Source organism: Streptomyces odontotermitis, assembly GCF_050510915.1.
In the GTDB taxonomy this organism is placed as follows: domain Bacteria; phylum Actinomycetota; class Actinomycetes; order Streptomycetales; family Streptomycetaceae; genus Streptomyces.
Window position 1 is genome coordinate 33,442 of sequence record NZ_JBNJLS010000034.1, and the last position, 23,903, is coordinate 57,344.

Genomic DNA, 23,903 nt, shown 5'->3' on the forward strand with positions numbered 1-23,903 from the left:
TCGTCACCGCTTGCCTCTCTCCCGTGCCGCGTACACGGCGAGGACGATCACCGCGGCCTGGGCCATCTGCGTCCAGGAGGGCGGCAGGTCGTGCTTGATGAGGGTGGCCGTCAGCAGCTGGATGAGGACGGCTCCGGCCACGGTGCCGCCGATGCGGACCCGGCCGCCGGTCAGGGGGGTGCCGCCGACGACCACGGCGGTGATCGCGGACAGTTCCATGAGGTTGCCGAGCGACGTCGGGTCGCTGGCCGACAGGCGGGCGGTGGCCAGGAAGCCCGCGATGGCCGCGAGGACGCCGGAGCACACGTACACGATGATCAGTACCCGGCGCACGGGCAGTCCGGCGAGCTGGGCGGCCGGGCGGCTGTCGCCGATCGCGAGGAGCTGGCGGCCGAAGGTGGTGCGGCGGACGGCGAAGGCCACGACCGCGGCGAGGGCGACGGCGATGAGCGCCAGGTAGGGGATGCCGAGCAGGTCGCCGGAGCCGAGGGACGCCATGCCCGGTTCGTTGACGTCCTTGAGCTGGGGCAGGAAGACCAGGGCAAGGCCGCGCACCCCGACCATCAACGCCAGCGTGGCGACGATGGGTTGGACCCCGATGAAGGCGATCAGCGAGCCGCCCGCCAGGCCCACGACGGCGCCGCCGACGAGGACCACCAGGAGCGCGATCCAGGGCCCGTATCCCATGTAGAGGGAGACCAGGGAGGTGGCCAGGGCCATGACCGAGCCCACCGACAGGTCGATGCCCTCGGTACCGATCGCCAGGGCCATGCCCAGGGCGACGATCAGGACGGGGGCGACCTGGACGGCCTGGGTGCGGAAGTTCTCGGCGGACAGGAAGTGGTCGGTGAAGGCGGCGTTGAACAGGAGCAGGGCGGCGACCCCCGCGTAGACGCCGTAGTCCTGGAGCCAGCGCAGTACGGCTGCACGGTCGGGCGCCGCCGTTCTGCGCAGGGCGAGGTCAGCCATGGGTGGTCCCCTCTGCGGTGGCGGGTGCGTCGGCGCCGGACTCGGCCGGCGGGGGAGCGGCGTGCTGTGCGGCCGCCGCGGCGATGGCCTGCATCAGGCGGCCCTCGGTGACGTCGTCGCCGGTGAGCTCGGAGACGACGGCGCCGTCGCGCAGGACCACCACGCGGTCGGAGCCCTCGACGAGTTCCTCCACGTCGGAGGAGATGAGCAGTACGCCCAGGCCGTCGTCGGCGAGCTCGTCGATGAGCTTTTGGACCTCGGCCTTGGCGCCGACGTCGATGCCGCGCGTCGGCTCGTCCAGGAGCAGCACCTTGGGCTGCATGGCGAGCCAGCGGGCCAGCAGGACCTTCTGCTGGTTGCCGCCGGAGAGTTCGCCGACCTTCTGCCGGGGGCTGGACGCCTTGATGCTCAGGCGCTTCATGAAGGTGTCCACGATCGCGTCGACGCGGGACTCGGAGACCAGGCCGAAGCGGGACATGCGCGGCATGGCGGCGAGCGCGATGTTCTCGCGCACCGACAGGCCCGGCAGGATGCCCTCGGCCTTGCGGTCCTCGGGCAGCAGGCTGATCCCGGCACGGATGGCGGCCGGGGTGGAGCCCGTGCGCACGGGCACGCCCGCGACGGTGACGCGCCCCGCGCCGATCGGCAGCGCCCCCGCGATCGCCTTCGCGGTCTCGCTGCGCCCGGAGCCGAGCAGCCCGCCGAGCCCGACGACCTCGCCGGGGCGGATGCGCACGGAGACGTTGTGCAGCTGGTGGGGGCGGGTCAGGCCCTCGGCGCTGAGCACGGGTTCCTGCCCGGCCGCGTGCTCGCCGCTGAACGTGGTGACGCCCTCGGCGCGCACCTGGCCCAGGTCGCGGCCGAGCATGAGCGCGACCAGGCCGAGGCGGTCGGTCTCGGCCAGCGGCCCGGTGTGCACCAGGCGCCCGTCGCGCAGCACGGTGACGGTGTCGCACACCTCGTACAGCTCGTCCATGCGGTGACTGACGTAGATGACCGCGATGCCGCGGTCGCGCAGTCCTCGGATGACGCCGAACAGCGTCTCCACCTCGCGCGGTTCGAGCGAGGAGGTGGGCTCGTCCATGATGACCACGCGCGCGTCGACCTGGACGGCGCGGGCCAGGGCGACCATCTGCTGGGCGCCGACGCCGAGTTCGCGCAGCGGGCGGCGCACGTCGACGTCCACGCCGTACTCGCGCAGCACGCGCGCCGTCTCGCGGTGCATGCGGCCGAAGTCGATCAGACCCCAGCGGCTGCGTGGCTCGCGGCCCAGGAAGAGGTTGCGGGCCACGCTCATCAGGGGGATGAGGTTGACCTCTTGGTAGATGGTCGAGATCCCGGCGTGCTGCGCGGCGAGCGGCGTGGCGAAGGAGACGGGCTCGCCCCGGTAGGAGAGCTCGCCCTCGTCCGGCTTGTACACGCCGGTCAGGACCTTGATGAGGGTGGACTTCCCGGCCCCGTTCTCGCCGACGAGGGCGTGCACCTCGCCGGCGCGGGCCGTGAAGGTCAGATCGTCCAGGGCGAGGACGCCGGGGAACCGCTTGGTCAGCCCGCGCACGGCCAGGACGTCGGCGGGTGCGCTCACGTCAGTACGCCTTGTCGATGTCGGACTTGGCATTGTCCTTCGTGTACGCGCTGTCCTTGATGACGATGTCCTCGCTGACCTTCTCGCCCTTGGTGAAGGAGTCGAGGGTCTGGAAGGCGAGCGGTCCGAAGCGGGGGTTGGACTCGATGACGCCGCTGATCCAGCCGTTCACGATGCCTTGGACGGCGTTGCGCGTCCCGTCGATGGTGACGATCTTGACGTCGCCGGGCTTCTTGCCCGCGCCCTTGAGGGCGTTGACCGCGCCGAGGCCCATCTCGTCGTTCTCGGCGTAGACGGCCTTGATGCCGGGCTTGGACTGGATGAGGTTCTCGGTGACCGACTGGCCCTTCTCGCGGGCGAATTCGCCGGTCTGCCGGGAGACGACCTTCAGGCCGGGCGCCTTGGCCTTGATGCGCTCCTCGAAGCCCTTGGTGCGCTCGGTGGTGACGTTGTTGCCCGCGGTGCCGAGCAGGATCGCGACCTCGCCCTTGCCGCCGGTGGCCTCGATCATCTGGTCGGCGGCGCGGCGGCCCTGCTCGGTGAAGTCGGAGCCGATGAAGCTCACATAGTCCTTGCAGGCCGCGCCGTTGATCTTGCGGTCGACGGTGACGATGGGGATGTGCTTGGCCTGGGCCGAGCGCAGCACCGGCTCCCAGCCGTCGGAGTTGAGCGGGGCGATGACGAGCAGGTCGGCGCCCTTGGCGATGAGGTCCTGCACATCGCTGATCTGCTTGGAGAACTGCGACTGGGCGTTGGCGGTGAGCAGTTTGACGCCGCGCTGTTTGGCCTCGGCCTTGATGGAGGCGGTCTCGGCGATGCGGAAGGGGTTCGCTTCCTTCTCCGACTGGGAGAAGCCGACGGTGGCGTTCTTCAGGTCCAGCTTCTTGCCGCCGAACTGGCCGATGGCGCAGGTCTTTCCGCTGCTGTTCTCCTTCACCGACTGGCCCGCCCCGCCCTTGGCGGAGGAGGAGCCGGAGCTGCCGTCGTCCTCGGACTTGGTGCAGCCGGTGGCGAGCGCGAGGCCCGCGGCGAGGCCGGCGACGAGGAGGGTCCGGGCGGGGGTGCGGCGAACGGATGCGATCGGCTTCATGGAGTCCCCATTACGGCACGGCCCCGGCGCCCTGGGAGCGCTCACGGGGAGGATTGGTACCTGCGCACATCGCGAGCGGTTCCGGTGCGCGGCTCGGCGTTAGGGAGGGTTTTACATCGTTGGAGAGACGCTGTAAACCCTCCTCGCACGGCCACTTGGGCGCCCGCGGAGCTGCCGGGTCCGCCGGGTCCTCGGTCCGGCGAGAGGGTCGGCTCAGCGCCGCCCGAGGGTGCTCTCGCGCTCCACCAGGCGGTATTCCGCGGTGAGTTCACGCCCGCCGGGCTCGCCGGGGTGCTCCAGGCTGCGCAGCAGCGACTGGACCGCGAGACGCGCGATGGCCTGCTTGTCCGGCGCGATCGTGGTCAGCGTGACCGCCCCGTAGCGGCCCTCGGCGATGTCGTCGAAGCCGACCACCGCCACGTCCCAGGGCACCCGCAGCCCCCGCTCGTGCAGCACCCGCATGGCGCCGATGGCCACCAGGTCGTTATAGGCGAACACCGCGTCGGGCCGGACCCCCGCGTCCAGCATCCGCGCCATCGCCTCGGCGCCGTCGCCCCGGTCCCAGCCGCCGGTCGGGCCCACCAGGCTGTCGGGCGCGGCTATCCCGGCCTCGGTCAACTCCTCGCGCCAGCCGAGGAGTCGCAGATGGGCGGGGCGGTTGGCGGAGTCGGTGCGGGCCCCGAGGTAGGCGATGCGGGTGCGGCCGCGGCCGAGCAGATGGCGCACCGCGGTGCGCGCGGCGGCGATGTTGTCGATGGCGATGTGGTCGTGGGGCAGGTCGTACTCGCGCTCGCCGAGCAGCACCAGGGGCACGTCGTCGGTGCGGCCGCGCAGGTCCTCGGCCTCCAGCTCCAGCGGGCTGAGGATCAGCCCGTCGATGACCCCGGCCCTGAAGCCCTGGCTGACCAGGACCTCGCGCTCGCGCTCGCCGCGGGTGTGGTCGAGCAGGATGGTGACGTCGTGCTCGGCGGCGGCGTCGATGACGGCCGCGGCCAGCTCGGCGAAGTAGGGGTTGCCGAGCTCGGGCACGGCGAGGGCGATGATGCCCGTGCGGCCCTTGCGCAGGTGACGTGCCGTCAAGTTCGGGCGGTAGCCCAGTTCGTCGATGGCCGTCTGCACCCGCGTCCGCATCGCGGGGGTGACGTGCTGGTAGTTGTTCACCACGTTCGAGACGGTCTTGATGGAGACGCCCGCGCGCTCGGCGACGTCCTTGAGGCTTACTCGCACCGGTTCTCCTTGCATCGATAACGCGCCTGGGGCTGGAGGGCTCGTGCCGCCCCCTGGACAGCGCGCCGGGGCGCATGCTGTCATGCGACTCGTCGCCTTCCAACGTTGTACAGACAGACTCGTTGTACCGACTGCAGCGACGAGCCGCCACCCTTCCTCACCAAAGGAGGATCCGTGCGCCCACCGAAATCCAGCGAACGGGGCAGACCCCGACGCCTGCGCAACCCCCTGGCCTTACTCGCCGCCCTCACGCTCGGCGCCGCCGGACTCGCGGTGGCGCCCGGAGCCGGAGCCGACACCGCCGTAGACACCGCCGCCGAAGCCGCAGCTCGGCCCGGAGCCGGACACGCCGCCGGGCCCGGCGAGATCCAGGGCCTCAAGGGGGAGTACTACACCCAATCCGCCCCCGGCGCCTTCGACTTCGACAAGCTCAAGGCCACCGTCCTCGACCCCCAGGTCGACTTCGGCAACCTGGAACCGCGCCTGAGCACCGCCACCGGACAGGGCGACGACGTGAGCGTCCGCTGGACCGGCCGCCTCGTCCCTGCCACGACGGGACCGACCACGTTCTCCCTCACCGGCGACAACGGCTTCCGCCTCTGGGTCGACGGCAAGCTCGCCATCGACCACTGGGTGGACGACTGGGACAAGGAACAGACCTCACAGGCCGTCGAGTTGACCGCCGGAAAGTCCTACGACATCAAGCTCGAGTACTTCGAGCACTACGGCGGCTCCAACCTCCACCTGCGCTGGACCCCGCCCGGCGGCGAGAAGACCGCCGTGCCCCGCTCGGTGCTGCGCACCCCCGAGGGCTGGGACTACGACGGGGCCACCGACGCCACCGTCGAGAAGGACGGCCGCACCCTCAGGCTCGCCTTCCCGCAGCAGCTGGCCGCCCCGCCCGCCGGCCTCACCGACCATGTCGAAGCCATCATCGGCGGCGCCAAGTGGCCCCTCGACAAGGCCGCGCTGGACCCCGCCGACCCCACCGCGCTCCTCGTCTCCCTCAAGGAGCCGGTCGTCGGCAACAAGCAGGGCAACGCCCCCGGCATGGCCGACCTGCGCTACGACGGCAAGGGCGGCCTGGCCGCCGCGGACGGCGGCAAGAGCGTCGGCGCCTTCTGGTCCAGCGGGGCCAACCACTCCACGTACGAACTGCGCACCCCCTGGGCCGACGACGCCGAGTCCGGCAAGGGCCTGCGCGAGTACCCGCGCCCCCAGCTGACCCGCACCAAGTGGCAGAACCTCAACGGCAGGTGGCAGTTCGCCGCCGCCAAGGCCGGGGAGCAGCCGCCCGTCGGCAAGGACCTCGCCGAGAAGATCCGCGTGCCCTACCCCGTCGAGTCGCAGCTCTCCGGCCTCGAACGGCACGAGGACCGCATGTGGTACCGGCGCACCTTCACCGTCCCCAAGGACTGGCGCATCGGCTCCGGACAGCGTCTGAACCTCAACTTCGGCGCCGTCGACTGGCAGGCCGAGGTGTACGTCAACGGCAAGAAGGTCACCGAACACCAGGGCGGCTACGACAAGTTCAGTGCCGACGTCACCGACGCCCTCAAGCCCGGCACCACCCAGGAGCTGATCGTCGGCGTCTACGACCCGACCGACGCCAAGGACGGGGAGAACCCGCCCGTCGGCAAGCAGCGCCTGGACCCGAGCGGCATCTGGTACACCCCGTCGTCCGGGATCTGGCAGACCGTGTGGATGGAGCCGGTCGCCACCGACCACGCCGACTCCCTGAAGATCACCCCGGACGTCGGCAAGCGCCAAGTGGCCGTGTCCGCACGCGGAGTCGGCGACGGCGTGCCCGTCACCGCCACCGCGTACGAGAACGGCAAGAAGGTCGCCACCGCGTCCGGCAAGGGCAGCGGACCGCTGACCCTCACCATCGCCAGGCCGCACCTGTGGTCGCCCGACGACCCGTTCCTGTACGACCTGAAGGTCACCGTGGGCAGCGGCTCCGGCGCCGACCAGGTCGGCAGCTACTTCGGCATGCGCTCCGTCTCCGTCCAGAAGGTCGACGGCACGCCGCGCACCTTCCTCAACGGCAAGCCGGTCTATCTGATGGCCACCCTCGACCAGGGCTTCTGGCCCGACGGTCTGCACACCGCGCCCACCGACGAGGCCCTCGCGTACGACCTCAAGGCCCACAAGAAGCTCGGCTACAACTCCGTCCGCAAACACATCAAGGTCGAGCCCGACCGCTGGTTCTACTGGGCGGACAAGCTGGGCCTGCTGGTGTGGCAGGACATGCCCGCGATGACCGCCGGGGTCGACCCGAACGCCGCCTCCCGCGCCGAGTACGAGCGCGAGATGAAGCAGATCATGGACGAGCACGGCAACAGCCCGGCCGTGGTCATGTGGGTCACCTTCAACGAGGGCTGGGGCCAGTACGACGTCGCCCGCATCGCCGAGCAGGCCAAGTCCTGGGACCCGACCCGCCTCGTCAACAACCAGTCCGGCATCAACCTCGGTGCCGACGGCAAGGCGGGCGACCTCATCGACGAACACGGCTACCCCAGCCCCGCCCTGCCCGCCCCCGACGGAAAACGGGCCCTGATCAGCGGCGAGTACGGCGGCCTCGGCCTCGGAGTGCCGGGACACGCCTGGTCGGTGCAGATGTCGTACGTGAACGTCGACCCGGAGACGTACACGGACGACTACCTCAAGCGCCTCGACGAGGTCCGCGCACTGGCCTGCAAGGGCGGAAACGGCGCCGTGTACACGCAGATCACCGACGTCGAGGGCGAGCTGAACGGCCTGATGACGTACGACCGCAAGGTGCTCAAGGGCGATGCGCAGCGCATCAAGGCCGCCCACGAAGCGCTGATCAAGGGGGCGCAGGACGGCACGCTGCCCTGCGCCGCCCGCTAGGCCGGCTGTTCCGGGCACCCGCCCCGGCCGCTGCGGCGGGCGGAGCGGGTGCCTCCGGGGGAGCAGCCCCGTGCCCCCGCACCCTCTGGACCTCCCACCTCGTCTGGAGCCCCTCATGCCCCTGAACCGACGCGACTTCCTGCACGCCGGTGCGCTCGGTCTCACCGCGCTCACCTGCTCCCCGCTCCTGGCCGCCCCCACTCACGCCGCCACCGCCACCGCCGCGCGCGGCCGCAGCGCCCTGGCCCCCGAAGCCTTCACCCGCCTGAAGACCGGCAGCATCCGGGCGCGCGGCTGGCTGGCGGGGCAGCTGGAGCTGCAACTCGCCGGTCTCTGCGGCAAGTTCGCGGACATCTCCCCGTATCTGGACTTCGCCACCACCGGCTGGGTCCACCCCGACAACGACGGTTGGGAGGAACTCCCGTACTGGCTGCGCGGCTACCTCCCCCTCGCCATCGCCACCCGCGACGCCACCGCCCTCGCCACCAGCCGCAGGTGGGTCGACGCGATCCTCGCCACCCAGCAGGACGACGGCTTCTTCGGCCCGCGCCGGCTGCGCACCGCGCTGGGCGGCGGACCCGACTTCTGGCCCTTCCTGCCGCTGCTCATGGCGCTGCGCACCTGGCAGGAGTACGCCGACGACGACCGCATCGTCCCCTTCCTGACCCGCTTCCTGCACTACATGAACGCCCAGCGCCCCGAGGTGTTCAAGGAGAGCTGGATCTCCTACCGGCTCGGCGACGCCCAGGACATCGCGCAATGGCTGTACGAGCGGACCGGCGACGCATTCCTCCTCGACCTGTGCGACACCATGCACGCCCAGGGCGCCGACTGGTCCGACAACATCCCCTCGCCGCACAACGTCAACATCTCCCAGGGCTTCCGCGAACCCGCCCAGTACGCGCGCCGCTCCGGCGACGAGGAACTGACCCGAGCCACCTACCGCACCTACGCCAAGGCCCGCTCCGAACAAGGGCAGTTCCCCGGCGGCGGGCTCGCGGGCGACGAGAACTTCCGCCCCGGCTTCGCCGACCCCCGCCAGGGCTTCGAGACCTGCGGCATCGTCGAGTTCATGGCCAGCCACGAGCTGCTCACGCGGCTCACCGGCGACCCGCTGTGGGCCGACCGCTGCGAGGACCTGGCCTTCAACATGCTGCCCGCCGCGCTGGACCCCGAAGGCAAGGGCGTCCACTACATCACCAGCGCCAACAGCATCGACCTCGACGACAAGGCCAAGACGCAGGGCCAGTTCCAGAACGGCTTCGCCATGCAGGCGTACCAGCCGGGCATCCACCAGTACCGCTGCTGCCCGCACAACTACGGCATGGGCTGGCCCTACTTCGCCGAGGAGCTGTGGCTGGGCACCCCCGACCACGGGCTCGCCGCCGCGATGTACGCCGCGAGCGAGGTCACGGCCACGGTCGGCGCGGGCCGGCGCCTCACGGTCACGTCGGACACCGACTACCCGTTCACCGACACGGTCCGCCTCACCCTCGCCACCACCTCAGGACCCGTCGCCTTCCCCCTGTACCTGCGCGTCCCGGGCTGGTGCACCGCACCGGAAGTGCAGGTCAACGGCCGCCGGGTGCCCGCCGCCGACGGACCCGCCTTCGCCCGGATCGACCGCACCTGGCGCGACGGCGACGTGGTCACCCTGCGCCTGCCGCAGCGCACCACCCTGCGCACCTGGCCGCACGGCGCCGTCAGCGTGGACCGCGGCCCCCTCACGTACTCCCTCAAGATCGGGGAGAAGTACGTCCGTTACGACGGCGACGCCACCTTCCCCCACCAGGAGGTGCACGCCACCACCCCCTGGAACTACGGCCTCGTCCCCGGCCGGACCCCCACCGTCCACCGCCGCGGCGGCGCGCTCCCCGCCAACCCCTTCACCCACGAGGGCAGCCCGGTCAGCATGACGGCACGCGCCCGCCGCATCACCGCGTGGACCGCCGACGACGAGCACGTCGTCACCCCGCTCCGGCAGAGCCCCGCCCGCAGCGACGCGGCCGTCGAGGAGATCACGCTCATCCCCATGGGCGCGGCCCGGCTGCGCCTCACGTCCTTCCCGACCGCCGCACCGGACGGCACCGCCTGGACGCCCGCCCCGCCCTTCCGCCGCATCGAGAACAGGCACAGCGGCAAGGTCCTCGCCGTCGACCGCATGTCCCTCGACAACGGCGCCCACGTCGTCCAGTTCGACAACACTCCTACCGGCGACCACGCCTGGCAGCTCGTCGACCGGGGCGACGGCTGGTTCCTGATCCGCAACGGCCACAGCGGGAAGGTCCTCGGCGTCGACGGGATGTCGACCGAGAACAGCGCGCAGGTGGTGCAGTTCGAGGACAACGGGACGGCCGATCACCTGTGGCGCCTCGACCAGGACACGGAGGGCTGGTTCCGCGTCCGCAACAAGCACAGCGGCAAGGTCCTGGGCGTCGACGGGATGTCGACGCAGAACAGCGCGGAGGTGGTGCAGTTCGAGGACAACGGGACGGCGGACCACCTGTGGAGGTTCTTGTAGGAACGCCGCCCCCTTCCCAGGTCGTACGGGTGGGTCAGCTCGTCGTCCACGGCCGCAGCTTCTCCGGGTTGCGCACGGCCCAGATGTGCTCGACCCGCCCGTCCACGACGTCGAAGGCGAGCACCGACGAGATCGCGCCGTCCAGCTGGAGCACTAGGCCCGGCTGCCCGTTGACCGTGCGCTCCAGGACCTCCAGGCCGGGTGTCAGGTCGAGGATCGTGACGAGATAGCGCGCCACCTCCTCGCTGCCGTGGACGGGGTGGAGGGCGGCCCTGACGACGCCACCGCCGTCGGCGACGGTCGTGACGCCGGGGGAGAGGAGGCCGATGAGGGCGTCGATGTCCTTGGCGTCCCACGCCTGCTTGAACTGCCGTATGACCGCCGCCTGTTGGGGCTTCACCGGGGCGGCGGACCGGGGCCCGGGTATGCGGCGCCGGGCCGAGGTCGCGAGCTGGCGGCAGGCCGCAGGGGTGCGGCCCACGATATCGGCGACCTCGGCGAAGGAGTAGCGGAAGACGTCGTGCAGGATGAACGTGACGCGCTCGGCCGGGGTCATCGACTCCAGCACGACGAGGAAGGCCATGTTGACCGACTCGTCGAGGGTGACGTGGTCGGCCGGGTCGACGGTCCCGGCATCGCGGGCCCCGGCCTTCCACTCCGTGCGGTCGGGCAGCGGCTCGGGCACCCACGCGCCCACGTAGCTCTCGCGCCGGGCGCGCGCCGAGCGGAGCAGGTCGAGGCAGATGCGGCCGGTGACGGTCGTCAGCCAGGCGCCGGGGGACTTGATACGGCCGCGCTGCGGTGCGGGCATTGCGTACCAGCGGGCGTACGCCTCCTGCACCACGTCCTCGGCGTCGGCGAGCGAGCCGAGGAGCCGGTAGGCGACGTTGATCAGCTGGCGGCGCTCACTCGTCATGGTGTGGCTGCTCCCTTGGTGTCGTGGTCCTCCCCCTTACGACGAGACAGGGCCCCCACTTGTGATGCGAGCCTCGTGGCCGGCCGAGGCGGCCCGCCGAGTGGAGCAACGCCGCGCCGCTCCGGATGGCGGGGTGATCACTCCTCACGGAATCTGACCACACGACAGATATCCGTTCGGAGAGATGAGTTGAGTGTGCGTAAGTCACTTCTGGGATGCGCGGCGGCGCTCGCGTGCGGAGCCATCGTCCTCGGACCGCTCCCCTCGGCATCGGCAGCGGAACCACCACCACCGAACCCGGCCACCGAACGCGAGCTGCGGAACCAGGCGCACGCCTTCCACAGCTTCGGCCGGACGGGCAACGCGAACTCCACGGTCGCCACGTTCGCGGGCGATGTGTTCCAGGGCGGGATGAGCCCCAAGAAGGTGCGCGAGGGCCAGGCCAAGGTCGACGCCTCGCTCGACAACCTGCTGGCCATCATCCCGGGCGGCGCGCCGAGCAGGCGGGTCGCCGACCCGGTCCTCAAGGCCATCGTGGACGAGATCAAGAAGGACACCCGGCAGCTGTCCCGGGCACGGGCGAACGGCGACTACGCCGGGGTCCTGGCCAACGGCACCGCGCTGACGACGCAGCTGTCCCTGTTGACGTCGCACAGCTTCGCGGCCTTCGGCATCGACCTGGCCAAGCAGATCGTGGCCTCGGTGCTCCAGCCGCTCACGCCGCAGCCGACGCACCAGAGTCCGTAGCGGCGGCTGTTCGCAGGAAGTGGTCGGCGTCCTCGGGTTCTCCGAGGCGGCCGACCTGGATCCACGAGCCGTCGGCGAAGCGGATCCGGAAGGTGGCGAACCCGCGCGGCTGGCCGGGCTCCGCCTCGACGCGGGCCTCGGCCAGGGGGAACTCCGCGACGGTGCTGAAGTCGTCGGCCTTGGTGGGCGAGAGGCGGCGTCGTGGTGAGGCCGCGAGGCAGAGGCGGTCGCGGGCCAGCAGGACGAGGCGCTTGGGGTTGGGGGAGTGCCCGTACCAGCGCAGGAGGAGCCGGCCCGCGGTCAGGTTCCAGTCACCGTCGAACACGGCGTGGGCAGGGTCGGGCGCGGGGCGGCTGGCCACCTCGGGCCCGCGGCTCCGGCGCTGCGGCGTGCCCCCGTCCACGCGGCCGACCAGCTTGTCGATCAGCATCCACGGGACGACGACGAAGAAGAACACGGCGCCGCCGACGTAGAGCAGCCAGTGGTGACCGGGCTTCAGCCGGCCCTTGCCCGCGGGCCGGTGCACGTCCTTCGGCGGGGCGGGGATCGGCTTGTGGATCTCGCACCAGACCAGTGCCACGGGTTCCTCACCCAGCACCTTCCGGGCCCGCTTGCGCACTGCTCGTGTTGCCATGCCCACGATGCTAGACGGGGCCTCGGCCGGGCCGGTCGGCAGGTGATGCCCGTGGGGCAGGGGCGGGATGTGGCCATCTCCGTGGCAGGTCTGGACAGCGTTGCCGTGGGGTGCTGCGGTAGCAGTCCGCCACGGATTTACAACGATGCGAAGCCGCCGGAGGGGCCAGATGACGTCACCGGTACGGCCGTTACCGCGCCCACCTGCCCGCCTGTCCGTCCGCCTGCCCGGCCGCACGCTCGCCGTCCTCACGGCCGTACTCGCGCTCCTGGCGGCGCTGGGCGGCGGTTCCGCGGCGGCCCGCGGAGACGAGCCGAGCGGGCAGCGAGCCGCGGTCCCCGGCGCCGTGCGGGCCGCCGCGATCTGCAACACCTACTGCGACGGCCGCGATCCCGCACTCGCGCCCCAGGACCGCACGTCGGTCGGCACGTCGGTCCACTCCCGCGCGATCACCCTGCGCTTCGACGACGCCGACGCCATGGGCTGGGCCACGATCGGCAACGGCGATCCGGGCGACGAGCTGTGGCTGGACCGCTCCTTCGACGGCGGCAGGACCTGGAGCCGGGGCAGCAGGCTCGGCGACACCGCGATACCGGCGGGCGCACGCTCCACCACGACCACGATGTTCAACGTCGACGACTGGGCCGCCCACGGCGTGGGCGCGCTCAGGGCCTGCGGCAAGGCGGGCGACCGCCCCGAGATCGCCTGCACCGAGTGGGCGCGCACCACGTGGAACGCGGGCGACCGGCGCCGGGCCGCGGCCACCGCCCAGATGCAGTTCTACGACTACGGCACCGGCCTGTTCGCGACCACCGGCTGGTGGAACTCCGCCAACGCCCTGACCGCGGTCATCGACAACATCGACGCCTCGGGCATGGGCAGCTACGCATACGCCATCTCCCGCACCTACGAGCTCCAACGCGACGCCTACCAGGGCGAGTTCCGCAACGACTACCTCGACGACACCGGCTGGTGGGGCCTGGCCTGGATCGCCGCGTACGACGCGACGGGCGAGCAGCGCTACCTGGACACCGCACGCGCCGACGCCGCGCACATGGCCGCGTACTGGGACGGCACCTGCGGCGGGGGAGTGTGGTGGAGCACGGCGCGCACGTACAAGAACGCCATCGCCAACTCCCTCTACATCCAGCTGAACGCGGCCCTGCACAACCGGATCCCGGGCGACACGAGCCATCTGCAACGGGCCAGGGCCGGGTGGGAGTGGTTCCGCTCCACCGGCATGGTCAACTCCTCGCACCTGGTCAACGACGGCATCGACCTCGGCACCTGCCGCAACAACGGCCAGGAGATCTGGACGTACAACCAGGGAGTCCTCCTCGGCGCCCTCACCGAACTGCACCGCGCGACGGGCGACGCCCAACTCCTCGACGCCGCACGCCAGATCGCCGACGCGGCGGTCCGCACCCCCGAGCTGCACACGGCCGACGGAGTGCTCGCCGACCCGTGCGAGGCGGCCGGGGACTGCGGCGGCGACGGCCCGTCCTTCAAGGGCGCGCACGTGCGGGGCCTCGGCAGGCTCAACGAGGCACTGCCCGACCACCCCTACACCGCCTACCTGCGCCGCCAGGCGGACCGCGCCCATGGCGGTGACCGCAACGCGCTCGACCAGTACGGGCTGCGCTGGTCCGGACCGCTCGACCGGATCGGCGCGGACCGCCAGCACAGCGCGCTCGATCTGCTGAACGCGGCGCCCTGACCGGCGCCACGACGGGCCGTCGCGCACGCCGCACGCCGCACGGGCGGGGGTGTTCAGTGCGCGGTGAGCCCGCCGTCGACCACCAGCTCCGAGCCGGTGACGAACGAGGAGTCGTCGCAGGCCAGGAAGAGGATCGCGGGTGCGATCTCATCGGCGCGGCCCGCTCGGCGCATGGGTGTGCGCCGGATGTCCGGCTGCTGGTCGCCCTGGTCGTCCAGGAGTTCCTGGATCATCGGCGTGGCGATCACCCCGGGGTGCACTGAGTTGATCCGCACTCCCTGCCGGGCGTACTCGACCGCGGCGGTCTTGCTCAGCAGGCGCACGGCCCCCTTGGACGCCTGGTAGGCCGCGGCCGCACCGCTGCCCACCAGGCCGAGGACGGACGACGTATTGATCACCGAAGCGTTGCCGCTCGCACGCAGGAGCGGCATCGCCGCCTTCATGCCGAGCCAAGTGCCTTTCTGGTTCACGTCGATGACGCGGTCCCACGCCTCTTCCCGGGTGTCCTCGATGCCCGGCCAGTCCAGGATGCCGGCGAGATTCACGAGGACGTCCAGCGTTCCGAAGCGCTCGCGCACGACGGTGATCACGTCGTCCCACTCCTGGGCGGAGGAGACATCGAGGCGGGCGGCGACGACCTCCGCGCCGTGTGCCCCGATCCTGCGGGACAGGTCCCGCAGGGGGCCCTCGGCGACATCGGTGAGCACCAGCCGGGCGCCCTCGCGGGCGAAGAGTTCGGCGGTCGCCGTGCCGAGGCCGCCGGTCGCGCCGGTGATCAGCGCGACCTTGCCGTCAAGTCGTGGTACTGCCATGGAGTTGGTCCTTGGTTGTTGTCGGCTACTGCTCGCGGTGGAGGACGAGGTGCTCGTGATGGAGGACTCCGTCCCGGATGTCGCCCGTGGCGGTGAACCCGGTGTCGTCGACGTAGTCCAGGTGGCTGCCGGTCACCGTGTACCGGCCGGTGTACGCGCTGCGCCGCTCGCCGCGGGCCTCGTCGTAGCGGCCGTCCGGCAGCAGCTCCTGACGAATGTGGCCATCGGCGGTCACCCACATCCCGACCACGTCGACGTGGCCGTCGCCCTCGACGGTCCCGGCCAAGGCGGACTCCTCTCCTCGAAGGGTGCGATGTCTCGCGAGAGGTGCGGTCCCTCCCGCTCCACCGAGTCTGGGCAGCTCGGCCGCCATCGACCAGGACGCACGCTGCCTGGGTGCGGCACACCCAGGCAGCCCCCGCGACAGCCGCCTAGCCTGCACCCATGGACGACAACCACCTGGGAGACTTCCTGCGCGCACGCCGAGCCGGCCTGCGGCCCGAGGACGTCGGCATGACGAGCCACGGGGCCCGCAGAGTCGCCGGACTGCGCCGCGAAGAGGTCGCCGTCCGGGCCGGAGTGAACGCCGACTACTACACCCGCCTGGAACAAGGCCGCGAGCGGCACCCCTCACCCCAGGTCGTCGACGCGCTCAGCCGCGCGCTGCGCCTTGACGCGGACGCCCGCGCGCACCTGTACCGGCTGGCCGGGGCCACGCCGAACGACCGGCCCTGCGGCCACGCCGCCGAGCCGGTCAGCCCGGCGCTGCGACAGCTGATGGACGGCTACCCCAACACTCCGGCGCTCGTCATGAGCCGGACCCTGGACTTCCTCGCCACCAACGCCCTGGCCGATGCCCTGTACGCCCCGTTCACGCCGGCCGACAACCTGGCCCGCATGGTCTTCCTCGACCCCGCGGGCCGCAGCTTCTACGCGGACTGGGACCGGTCGGCACAGGCCGCCGTCGCCAACCTCCGCGACGCCACCGGATTCGACCCGGACCACCCACGGCTGCGCGACCTGGTGCGCACCCTCACCGAGCACAGCGCGGACTTCACCCGCCTCTGGAACGCCCACACCGTGCGCGGCAAGACCCGGGACGCCAAACACTTCCTCCACCCGGAGGTCGGCCCCCTCGCTCTCACCTACCAGGCGTTCGACGTCCGCGAAGCGCCCGGCCGGCAACTCGTCATCTACCACGCAGAGCCCGGCAGCCCCAGCGCCCACTCCCTCACCCTGCTCGGCTCGATCCACGCCACCCGGAGTCGGCCCGCCCGCTGGTCCCGCGACTGATCAGCCCAGCCAAGGCCGCCGCCCCGGCCCCGTCGGGTGCACACCCGTGACGCCCATGACCACCGAGTACAGGCTCGTCTCCGCCGCGATGAAGAGGCGGTTGCGCTTTGCGCCGCCCCAGCTGATGTTGGCGACCGCCTCGGGGACGTTGAGGCGGCCGATCAGGGTGCCGTCGGGGTCGTAGCAGTGCACGCCGTCGTCCATCGCGGCGGCCCAGAGACGGCCGCCGTCGTCGAAGCGGAGGTTGTCGAAGCGGGCCCGTTCGCGGGCGCCCGCCTCGGCGAAGATCTTGTCGTCCGAGAGCGTGCCGTCGCCCTGGACGTCGAAGACGCGGATGCAGCCCGCGCGGGTGTCGGAGACGAACAGCTGCTGCTCGTCGGCCGAGAAGACCAGGCCGTTGGGGGCGCCGAAACAGTCGGCCACCAGGCGCACTTCACCGCTGTCCGGGTCGATCCGGTACACGTTGTTGGCGCCGATCTCGCTCTCGGCGCGATAGCCCTCGTAGTCGCTGGTGATGCCGAAGTCCGGGTCGGAGAACCAGATGGAGCCGTCCGACTTGACCGCCGCGTCGTTCGGGCTGTTGAGCCGCTTGCCCTGCCAGCGGTCCGCCAGCACCGTGAGGGTGCCGTCGTGTTCGGTCCGCGTGACCCGGCGGTTGCCCTGCTCGCACGTGATCAACCGGCCCTGGCGGTCCAGGGTGTTGCCGTTGGTGTGCCCGGCCGAGCGGCGGAAGACGCTGACGCTGCCGGTCTCCTCGTCCCAGCGCAGCATCCGGTCGTTGGGGATGTCGCTCCAGATCAACTGACGCCAGGCCGGCACATAGAGCGGACCCTCCGCCCAGCGGCAGCCGGTGTGGAGCACTTCCAGGTCCCGGTCGCCGTTCATGCAGCGACCCGTGCGGAAGCGGTCGTCGAGCATCTCGTACAGCGCGGGGCGCTCACTGGCGTTGTCGCTGTCCCTGGTCATGCGGATCCTCCCCATCACGGTCTGCCGAATCAGCTTCGGCTCGGAGTGAAGATTGCTGGATGAGATACGGTGAGTGCAATCCTTATTCGAATGGAGAGTCGTGGATCACATCGACCGAGCCCTGTTGGCCCAGCTCCAGCAGGACGCCACCCAGCCGTACGCGGCGCTGGGCGAGGCCGTCGGCCTGTCCGCGGGAGCGGCTCACGAACGCGTGCGGAAGCTGCGCGAGCGCGGCGTCATCCGGCGCACCACCGCAGAGGTGGACCCCGCGGCCGTGGGCAGCGGGGTCCTCGCGTACGTGATGGTCGACTCGACGTCCTGGATGGGGGATTCGGCCGACGGCTTCGCCGCGCTGCCCGAGATCCTGGAGGCCCACGTCATCGCCGGGAGCGCCTCGGTCCTGGTCAAGGTCAGGACCGCGACCACCGAGCAGCTCCAGGACGTGCTGCGCCGCATCTACGCGATCGACGGGGTCAGCGGCACGCAGGCGACCGTGGTCCTGGAGACCTTCTTCGAGCGCCAGGTGTCGCCGCTGGCGGTCGAAGGGGAGTGACGGGCCGACCTTGCGCGGGGCTCCCGGGCCCGGAATTCCTCGCCTCCCACACCGCCCGTCACCTCCTGCCCGCCACCGCGCGCGCGAGCACCTTGCCCGCCACGGCCGGATGGAACAGGAGGGTCGGCGGGGCCACCATGTTGACGACCCGGGCGAAGCGCCGCCAGACCGCCGGGTCGGTGACGGCCACTTCGAAGAGGTGCTTGTTGTACCAGTGGGCCGCCCTCGCCCCGAACGGCTTGCGGCCGCTGGTCCACATCAGGTCGGAGTTGCTGGACAGGGTCCAGGGGCCGAGCACGACGCGGGCCACGCCCCGCTGGTAGGGGCGGCTGAGCCCGTGCAGCCCCTGGCCGCGCGACCTGCGGCCGGCGAGCATGCGGTGCAGCAGGTCGGCCTCCAGGGCGGCGACGGTCAGCCCCTGCCCGTACACCGGGTTGAAGACGCACACCGCGTCGCCGAGCGCGAGCAGCCGCTCCGGCCAGTTCTTGCACGCGTGGTACGGGAACCACTGGCTGTTGACGTTGGTGTACCGGTGGACCGGCTCCTGCGTGGTGCGGCGGGCGATCTGCTCGGCGAGGCGGGGGTTGCCGAGGCTCTTGGCGAAGTCGAGGAAGCCCGCGTCGTCCGTCGGCGGGAGCTCGTCCTCGTATCCGAAGAGGGAGCACGTCCAACGGCCGCGCTCCACCGCGAGGATGACGCCGCCGCGCGAGATGTGCGGGGCCAACGTCATCTGGTACGCGATCTGGAAGTCCGGCGCGGGGTCCTCGGGCCGGTCGAGGTTCATCGACGTGTACGTGATCCTCGTCTTGACCACGCGCTTGGGCGGGACGTCGACACCGATCCGCTCCAGCCAGTCGCTCAGCGCGCTGGACCGACCCGACGCGTCCACCACCAAGTCGGCGTCGAGGTGGGTCAGTTGGCCGTCGTCCTCGGTCCGGTACGTCACGCCGGTCACCGTCCCGCCGCGCGACGCCTCCAGGCCCTCGGCCCGTACGCCCGCGAGCAGCGTGATCTCCGGCAGGGCGAGCACCCGTCGGCGCAGCCGCCGCTCCAGGCCGTCCCGGGTGAACGACTGGATGCGCACCCCCGTGCGCCGCCGCGGCGCGAACCCGGCCGGGGTCAGATAGCTCAGGCCCTCCCCGTAGTCGAAGACCGGCGCCCCCTCCTCCTCCAGCTCGGCGCGCAGCCCGGGGAAGTACTTCTCCAGGACCTCGGCGCCCTTCGCCAGCAGCGCGTGCGCGTGGTAGCCCTGCGGGGTGCGCGGATGCACCCCCGTGTCCGCGTCCACCTGGTCCCGCTCCAGGATCACCACCTCGCGGAAATGGTCGGTGAGCACCCGGGCTGTCACCAGCCCCGCGTGGCCCCCGCCCACGACAACTGCCCTGCTCCACCGGCCCTGTGCCCGTCGCCCCATGCGGTGCTGCCCCTCTGCGGTCCCGGTCTCCGTCCTGGTCTCAGGCCATCGTGGGCGCCGCGCGGGGGCGCGGGTAAGGGCGCTATGTGGCCAGTGGGCGGAAGTGTGCGCTCCACGTCATCGCATCCCGAGAGGTCCGGCCTTCCGGCCGGGGCCGTGATGCCTGGCGGGGCCGGCGAGGGAGCACCGTGCCAGCAGCGCCGACGCGTCCGGCCCCGTCGGCCGGGCGACGGTGTGGCTCGCGGGCGGGCGGTGGCCGGAGCCGGTCCACCGCTCCAGCGCCGCGAAGGCCGCGCGATGGCACGGGGTGATCGGCCGGAGCCGGTCCGGGAACGCGTCGAACAGCGCGTCGGTGTGCGTGCCGCCCTCGACCCGGTAGTAGCGGAAGAGCCCGCCGCGCCCGGCCCGCCGCACCATACGGGCGTACACGTCCGAGTCCTCGCTGATGGGCAGCAGCACATCGAGGGTGCCGTGCAGGGTGATGAGCGGCCTCCCGATCCGCCCGGTCAGCGCGATCCCCGCCACCGCCTCGCGGACCTCGGGCGGGCGGGCCAAGTAGTCGTAGTCCGCGTCGCAGCGCGGTGTGCCGCTCGGGCAGTACGGGGTTCCGGCCTCGGCCGCGCCGTCGAAGCCCGGGTCGAGTTCCTCGCGGTAGATGCGCTGGGTGAGATCCCAGTAGACGCGGTGGTGGTAGGGCCACAGGAACTCCGAACCGGCCGGGAACCCGGCGGCGTGCATGGCCTGCTGTGCCCGCCGGGCCCCCGCGCCGCCCTCCGCGTAGCGCGGGTAGGAGCGCAGCGCGACCGGCAAGGACGTCAGGAGGTGGGGCCCCTCGGGGCGCCACAGCGGGCCCTCCCAGTCGACGCCGCCGTCGTACAGCTCGGGGTGGTTCTCCAGCTGCCAGCGCACCAGATAGCCGCCGTTGGACATGCCCGTCACCAGGGTGCGGGACAGCGGACGCCGGTAGTGCCGGACCGTCACCGACCGTGCGGCGCGCGTCAGTTGGGTGAGGCGCTGGTTCCACTCGGCGATGGCCGCACCCGGCGCGGCGCCGTCCCGGTGGAACGCCGGGCCGGTGTTGCCCTTGTCGGTGGCCGCGTAGGCGTAGCCGCGGGCGAGCACCCAGTCGGCTATGGCCCGGTCGTTGGCGTACTGCGCGCGGTTGCCGGGCGTACCCGCCACGACCAGGCCGCCGTTCCAGTGGTCGGGCAGCCGGACGACGAACTGGGCGTCGTGGTCCCAGCCGTGATGGGTGTTCGTGGCCGAGGTGTCGGGGAAGTACCCGTCGATCTGCACGCCGGGCACACCCGTGGGGGTCGCCAGGCCCTTCGGGCTCAGACCGGCCCAGTCGGCCGGGTCGGTGTGGCCCGAGGCGACGGTCCCGGCAGTGGTCAACTCGGCCAGGCAGGCGGCCTGTTGGTGGGCGGCGCCGGGGACGCGGAGGTGGGCCATGCGGGCGCAGTGCGCGGCTCCCGTCCCGCCTTCCCTGCTCCCGCTGCTTCCGTTGCGCCCTTCGCTCGCTCCGGCGGCGGGGGAGAGGGCGGTGCCGGTCAAGGTCACGAGGGTGAGGGCGAGGGTGAAGGCGACAGCGGCGGTGCGGGCCGTCCTGCCCGCCGTATCTGCGAAGGGATGCATGAACAGGCTCCGGTATGCGGGGAGGTGAAGAAGGGGTGAGGAGGGGCGGGCTCGGAGGATAGGAGCCCGCGCGGCACCCCCGACATGGCTCCCGGGCACACAGCGCGCGCTCGCGGCGTGGCCGCCCCACCCATGTCCGTACCGAACCCGGCGCCCGCATGATGCACGTCACACCGGCCCCCCGGATCTCCTGCGGGTCGGTGAACGAGCCGCAACTCACCCTTTCCCAGGAGCAGTTCATGGCAGCTCATCCCCCCACCCCGAACCGCCCCGCACCCCACGCCCCGCGCCGCTGGATGTCCCGTGCGACGGCGGCCCTCGCCCTCACCGCGGGCCTGCTGGCCGGCGCACCGTCCGCGCACTCCGCATCCGCGCACTCCGCATCCACGAACCCCGGATCCGCGCACGCCGCGTCCGGGCTCACCCAGGTCACCGACTTCGGGTCCAACCCCGGCAACCTCTCCATGTACACCTACGCCCCCGACAACCTGCCCGCCCACGCCCCGCTGGTCATCGCCCTGCACGGCTGCACCCAGAACGCGAACGACTACTACGGCCACTCGGGGTGGCCGAAGTTCGCCGACCAGTACGGCTTCGCGCTCGTCTTCCCGCAGACCAGCAGCGGCAACAACGCCAACTCGTGCTTCAACTGGTTCCAGGCCGGCGACACCACGCGCGGGCAGGGCGAGGCGCTGTCCCTCAAGCAGATGGTCGACAAGGCCGTGGCCCAGTACGGCAGCGACGCCCGCCGCGTCTACATCACCGGGCTCTCGGCGGGCGGCGCCATGACCGCGGACATGCTCGCCGCCTATCCCGACGTCTTCGCGGGCGGCGCCGTCGACTCCGGCATCGCCGCCCACTGCGCCGACACCATGACGAACGCCTACACCTGCATGTACGCCCCACCGCGCAAGACCCCTGCCCAGTGGGGCGACCTGGTGCGCGCCGCGGCTCCCGGCGGCACGACCGCCTGGCCGCGCGTGGCGATCTGGCAGGGCACCGCGGACACCACCGTCGCACCCGCCAACGCCACTGCGCTGCGCGACCAGTGGACCGACGTCCAGGGCCTGGGCCAGACCCCGTCCAGCAGCCAGTCGCTGCCCGGCAACACGACGCGGGACACCTACGACGACGCTCAAGGCAAGCCCGCCGTCGCGGTGTTCACGGTCTCCGGCATGCGCCACGGCCTCGCCGTCGACCCCGGTTCGGGCGCCGATCAGTGCGGCACGACCGGCACGTACTACCTGGACACGATCTGCTCCAGCTACCACACGGCGAAGTTCTGGGGCCTGGACGGCGCCTGACCGCACCACCGGCTGACAGGGGGCGGCGACCGCCATGCGCTGCCGCCCCACTGTGTGCCCGACAGCCATGGCCGCGCCGCGTCCCCGCTTCCTACTCTCGCCGGGCGCCGGTCGATCGAACCGGCACCGAAGGCGTCGAGAGGGCGGAGAGACCTTATGGGTCTGGGTCTGAGTCTGGACAAGACGGTCGCGAACGCGGCCGAAGCGGTGGCGGACATCCCCGACGGGGCGTCCCTCGCGGTCGGCGGCTTCGGCCTGTGCGGCATACCGAGTGCTCTGATCGCCGCCCTTCTGGAGCGCGGCACGAGAAACCTGTCGGTGGTCTCCAACAACTGCGGGGTCGACGACTGGGGACTCGGGCTGCTGCTCGCCGCAGGGCGGATCGCGCGCATGACGAGTTCGTACGTGGGCGAGAACAAGGAGTTCGCGCGGCAGTACCTCAGCGGCGAACTCGAAGTGGAGCTGGTGCCGCAGGGCACGCTCGCCGAACGCCTGCGCGCGGGCGGCGCGGGCATCCCTGCCTTCTACACGCCCGCGGGCGGCGGCACGCAGGTCGGCGAGGGCGGACTGCCCTGGCGGTACGCCCCCGACGGCGGCGTCGCCCTCGCCTCACCGCCCAAGGAGACGCGCGACTTCGGCGGCCGCCCGTACCTGCTCGAGCACGGCATCACCACCGACTACGCGCTCGTACGGGCGGCCGTCGCCGACCGGCACGGCAACCTCGCCTTCCACGCGTCGGCCCGCAACTTCAACCCCCTCGCCGCGACGGCGGGCCGCATCACGATCGCCGAGGTGGACGAACTCGTCGACCCCGGCGAACTCCCTCCCGACGCCGTCCACCTGCCCGGCATCTACGTGCAACGGGTGATCGCCCTGGCCCCCGACGACCCGGCCCGCGAACGCCGCGTCGAACGCAGCACGACTTGCCCCACCCGCCCCACCCTCCCCACCACCCAGGAAGGCGGAGCCTGACCATGCCCCTCACCCGCGCACAGATGGCGGCCCGAGCCGCCCGCGAACTCGCCGACGGCTCCTACGTCAACCTGGGCATCGGCCTGCCCACGCTCATCCCCAACCACCTGCCGCCCACGGTCGAGGTCGTCCTCCAATCCGAGAACGGCATCCTCGGCGTGGGCCCCTACCCCCTCGCCGAGTCCCTCGACCCCGACCTGATCAACGCGGGCAAGGAAACGATCACGACCCTCCCCGGCGCCTCCTTCTTCGACTCGGCGCTCTCCTTCGGCATGATCCGCGGCGGCCACGTCGACACGGCGGTCCTGGGCGCCATGCAGGTCTCCGCCACGGGCGACCTGGCGAACTGGATGATCCCCGGAAAGATGGTCAAGGGCATGGGCGGCGCCATGGACTTGGTGCACGGCGCCCGCCGGGTCATCGTCCTCACGGAACACACGGCGAAGGACGGCAGCCCGAAGCTGGTGCAGCGGTGCGGCCTCCCCCTGACCGGCCGCTCGGTGGTCCACCGCGTCATCACGGACTTGGCGGTCCTCGACCTCACGCCCGAGGGTTTCACCCTCGTCGAGCTGGCCCCGGACACGTCGGTCGAGCAGGTGCGGGCGGCGACGGGGGCGGACGTGGTGGTGGCGGTGTGAACAACCGGACGGGCGTCCGGAAGCGCCCGTCCGAGA

The 23,903-nt window shown here is 71.7% G+C and carries 19 protein-coding genes and 1 pseudogene; 9 read left to right on the forward strand and 11 right to left on the reverse strand.

What is annotated here, in order from left to right; all coding sequences use genetic code 11:
• Positions 1 to 3: 3 nt before the first annotated feature.
• From ACQB60_RS44325 to ACQB60_RS44340, 4 genes are all read right to left on the reverse strand, one after another.
• Positions 4 to 969 (reverse strand): ABC transporter permease, encoded by a 966-nt coding sequence (locus ACQB60_RS44325; protein WP_496931788.1) that lies wholly within the window; start codon positions 967 to 969, stop codon positions 4 to 6.
• Positions 962 to 2,587, reverse strand: coding sequence for a sugar ABC transporter ATP-binding protein (locus ACQB60_RS44330; protein WP_496931789.1), 1,626 nt, complete (start codon positions 2,585 to 2,587; stop codon positions 962 to 964). The genes ACQB60_RS44325 and ACQB60_RS44330 overlap by 8 nt, the downstream gene beginning before the upstream one ends.
• Positions 2,556 to 3,644, reverse strand: a complete 1,089-nt coding sequence (locus ACQB60_RS44335) for an ABC transporter substrate-binding protein (RefSeq protein WP_496931790.1) — start codon at positions 3,642 to 3,644, stop codon at positions 2,556 to 2,558. Before ACQB60_RS44335 ends, ACQB60_RS44330 begins: the two co-directional genes overlap by 32 nt.
• A gap of 213 nt (positions 3,645 to 3,857) precedes the next feature.
• A complete protein-coding gene (locus ACQB60_RS44340) occupies positions 3,858 to 4,871 on the reverse strand; it encodes a LacI family DNA-binding transcriptional regulator (RefSeq protein WP_496931791.1) in 1,014 nt (337 codons plus the stop codon).
• A gap of 174 nt (positions 4,872 to 5,045) precedes the next feature.
• On the opposite strand from ACQB60_RS44340, the gene ACQB60_RS44345 reads away from it, so the two are divergent.
• Both ACQB60_RS44345 and ACQB60_RS44350 read left to right on the forward strand, forming a co-directional pair.
• Positions 5,046 to 7,745, forward strand: a complete 2,700-nt coding sequence (locus ACQB60_RS44345) for a PA14 domain-containing protein (protein WP_496931792.1) — start codon at positions 5,046 to 5,048, stop codon at positions 7,743 to 7,745.
• A gap of 115 nt (positions 7,746 to 7,860) precedes the next feature.
• Entirely contained in the window at positions 7,861 to 10,266 is a 2,406-nt protein-coding gene (locus ACQB60_RS44350) for a beta-L-arabinofuranosidase domain-containing protein (RefSeq protein ID WP_496931793.1), read from the forward strand.
• A 34-nt stretch (positions 10,267 to 10,300) separates the two neighbouring features.
• On the opposite strand, the gene sigJ is transcribed toward ACQB60_RS44350, so the two are convergent.
• A complete protein-coding gene (gene sigJ, locus ACQB60_RS44355; RefSeq protein ID WP_496931794.1) occupies positions 10,301 to 11,182 on the reverse strand; it encodes an RNA polymerase sigma factor SigJ in 882 nt (293 codons plus the stop codon).
• A gap of 195 nt (positions 11,183 to 11,377) precedes the next feature.
• Here sigJ and ACQB60_RS44360 point away from each other — a divergent pair, with 195 nt between their 5' ends.
• Positions 11,378 to 11,929 carry a hypothetical protein gene (locus ACQB60_RS44360; RefSeq protein ID WP_496931817.1) on the forward strand — a complete coding sequence of 184 codons (552 nt, stop codon included), beginning with the start codon at positions 11,378 to 11,380 and terminating at the stop codon, positions 11,927 to 11,929.
• On the opposite strand, the gene ACQB60_RS44365 is transcribed toward ACQB60_RS44360, so the two are convergent.
• The gene (locus tag ACQB60_RS44365) at positions 11,898 to 12,563 is read right to left on the reverse strand and encodes a hypothetical protein (protein WP_496931795.1); all 666 of its coding nucleotides are present in this window, start codon (positions 12,561 to 12,563) and stop codon (positions 11,898 to 11,900) included. The two genes, ACQB60_RS44360 and ACQB60_RS44365, sit on opposite strands and share 32 nt — an antisense overlap.
• A 169-nt stretch (positions 12,564 to 12,732) precedes the next feature.
• Here ACQB60_RS44365 and ACQB60_RS44370 point away from each other — a divergent pair, with 169 nt between their 5' ends.
• The gene (locus ACQB60_RS44370; protein ID WP_496931796.1) at positions 12,733 to 14,280 is read left to right on the forward strand and encodes a glycoside hydrolase family 76 protein; all 1,548 of its coding nucleotides are present in this window, start codon (positions 12,733 to 12,735) and stop codon (positions 14,278 to 14,280) included.
• 53 nt (positions 14,281 to 14,333) lie between these two features.
• Here the strand turns inward: ACQB60_RS44370 and ACQB60_RS44375 are convergent, their stop codons facing one another.
• A complete protein-coding gene (locus tag ACQB60_RS44375) occupies positions 14,334 to 15,092 on the reverse strand; it encodes an SDR family NAD(P)-dependent oxidoreductase (protein ID WP_496931797.1) in 759 nt (252 codons plus the stop codon).
• A gap of 25 nt (positions 15,093 to 15,117) precedes the next feature.
• Complete coding sequence (locus ACQB60_RS44380) at positions 15,118 to 15,333, reverse strand: Atu4866 domain-containing protein (RefSeq protein ID WP_496931814.1); 216 nt, start codon at positions 15,331 to 15,333, stop codon at positions 15,118 to 15,120.
• A gap of 203 nt (positions 15,334 to 15,536) precedes the next feature.
• Here ACQB60_RS44380 and ACQB60_RS44385 point away from each other — a divergent pair, with 203 nt between their 5' ends.
• The gene (locus tag ACQB60_RS44385; protein WP_496931798.1) at positions 15,537 to 16,385 is read left to right on the forward strand and encodes a helix-turn-helix transcriptional regulator; all 849 of its coding nucleotides are present in this window, start codon (positions 15,537 to 15,539) and stop codon (positions 16,383 to 16,385) included.
• On the opposite strand, the gene ACQB60_RS44390 is transcribed toward ACQB60_RS44385, so the two are convergent.
• The gene (locus ACQB60_RS44390; protein ID WP_496931799.1) at positions 16,386 to 17,351 is read right to left on the reverse strand and encodes an SMP-30/gluconolactonase/LRE family protein; all 966 of its coding nucleotides are present in this window, start codon (positions 17,349 to 17,351) and stop codon (positions 16,386 to 16,388) included.
• 100 nt (positions 17,352 to 17,451) lie between these two features.
• On the opposite strand from ACQB60_RS44390, the gene ACQB60_RS44395 reads away from it, so the two are divergent.
• Positions 17,452 to 17,904, forward strand: coding sequence for an Lrp/AsnC family transcriptional regulator (locus tag ACQB60_RS44395; protein ID WP_496931800.1), 453 nt, complete (start codon positions 17,452 to 17,454; stop codon positions 17,902 to 17,904).
• Positions 17,905 to 17,962: 58 nt separating this feature from the next.
• Here ACQB60_RS44395 and ACQB60_RS44400 read toward each other — a convergent pair whose 3' ends face one another.
• Positions 17,963 to 19,318, reverse strand: coding sequence for an FAD-dependent oxidoreductase (locus ACQB60_RS44400; RefSeq protein ID WP_496931801.1), 1,356 nt, complete (start codon positions 19,316 to 19,318; stop codon positions 17,963 to 17,965).
• A gap of 117 nt (positions 19,319 to 19,435) precedes the next feature.
• Positions 19,436 to 20,953, reverse strand: coding sequence for a tannase/feruloyl esterase family alpha/beta hydrolase (locus ACQB60_RS44405; RefSeq protein WP_496931802.1), 1,518 nt, complete (start codon positions 20,951 to 20,953; stop codon positions 19,436 to 19,438).
• 296 nt (positions 20,954 to 21,249) lie between these two features.
• Here ACQB60_RS44405 and ACQB60_RS44410 point away from each other — a divergent pair.
• The 3 genes and pseudogenes from ACQB60_RS44410 to ACQB60_RS44420 form a co-directional block, all read left to right on the forward strand.
• Positions 21,250 to 22,248, forward strand: a pseudogene (locus ACQB60_RS44410) (extracellular catalytic domain type 1 short-chain-length polyhydroxyalkanoate depolymerase); the annotation flags it as partial.
• A 177-nt stretch (positions 22,249 to 22,425) separates the two neighbouring features.
• The gene (locus ACQB60_RS44415) at positions 22,426 to 23,229 is read left to right on the forward strand and encodes a CoA transferase subunit A (RefSeq protein WP_496931815.1); all 804 of its coding nucleotides are present in this window, start codon (positions 22,426 to 22,428) and stop codon (positions 23,227 to 23,229) included.
• 2 nt (positions 23,230 to 23,231) lie between these two features.
• Positions 23,232 to 23,867, forward strand: coding sequence for a 3-oxoacid CoA-transferase subunit B (locus ACQB60_RS44420; RefSeq protein ID WP_496931803.1), 636 nt, complete (start codon positions 23,232 to 23,234; stop codon positions 23,865 to 23,867).
• The last annotated feature ends 36 nt before the right edge of the window (positions 23,868 to 23,903 follow it).

Excerpts from the sequence above, each read along its gene's own strand:
- ACQB60_RS44390 (WP_496931799.1), bottom strand. The coding sequence starts at position 17,351 with ATGACCAGGGACAGCGACAACGCCAGTGAGCGCCCCGCGCTGTACGAG.
- ACQB60_RS44405 (WP_496931802.1), bottom strand. The coding sequence starts at position 20,953 with ATGCATCCCTTCGCAGATACGGCGGGCAGGACGGCCCGCACCGCCGCT.
- ACQB60_RS44380 (WP_496931814.1), bottom strand. The coding sequence starts at position 15,333 with ATGTGGGTGACCGCCGATGGCCACATTCGTCAGGAGCTGCTGCCGGAC.
- ACQB60_RS44325 (WP_496931788.1), bottom strand. The coding sequence starts at position 969 with ATGGCTGACCTCGCCCTGCGCAGAACGGCGGCGCCCGACCGTGCAGCC.
- ACQB60_RS44365 (WP_496931795.1), bottom strand. The coding sequence starts at position 12,563 with ATGGCAACACGAGCAGTGCGCAAGCGGGCCCGGAAGGTGCTGGGTGAG.
- ACQB60_RS44400 (WP_496931801.1), bottom strand. The coding sequence starts at position 19,318 with ATGGGGCGACGGGCACAGGGCCGGTGGAGCAGGGCAGTTGTCGTGGGC.
- ACQB60_RS44370 (WP_496931796.1), top strand. The coding sequence starts at position 12,733 with ATGACGTCACCGGTACGGCCGTTACCGCGCCCACCTGCCCGCCTGTCC.
- ACQB60_RS44335 (WP_496931790.1), bottom strand. The coding sequence starts at position 3,644 with ATGAAGCCGATCGCATCCGTTCGCCGCACCCCCGCCCGGACCCTCCTC.
- ACQB60_RS44350 (WP_496931793.1), top strand. The coding sequence starts at position 7,861 with ATGCCCCTGAACCGACGCGACTTCCTGCACGCCGGTGCGCTCGGTCTC.
- ACQB60_RS44375 (WP_496931797.1), bottom strand. The coding sequence starts at position 15,092 with ATGGCAGTACCACGACTTGACGGCAAGGTCGCGCTGATCACCGGCGCG.
- ACQB60_RS44420 (WP_496931803.1), top strand. The coding sequence starts at position 23,232 with ATGCCCCTCACCCGCGCACAGATGGCGGCCCGAGCCGCCCGCGAACTC.
- ACQB60_RS44385 (WP_496931798.1), top strand. The coding sequence starts at position 15,537 with ATGGACGACAACCACCTGGGAGACTTCCTGCGCGCACGCCGAGCCGGC.
- sigJ (WP_496931794.1), bottom strand. The coding sequence starts at position 11,182 with ATGACGAGTGAGCGCCGCCAGCTGATCAACGTCGCCTACCGGCTCCTC.
- ACQB60_RS44330 (WP_496931789.1), bottom strand. The coding sequence starts at position 2,587 with ATGCCAAGTCCGACATCGACAAGGCGTACTGACGTGAGCGCACCCGCC.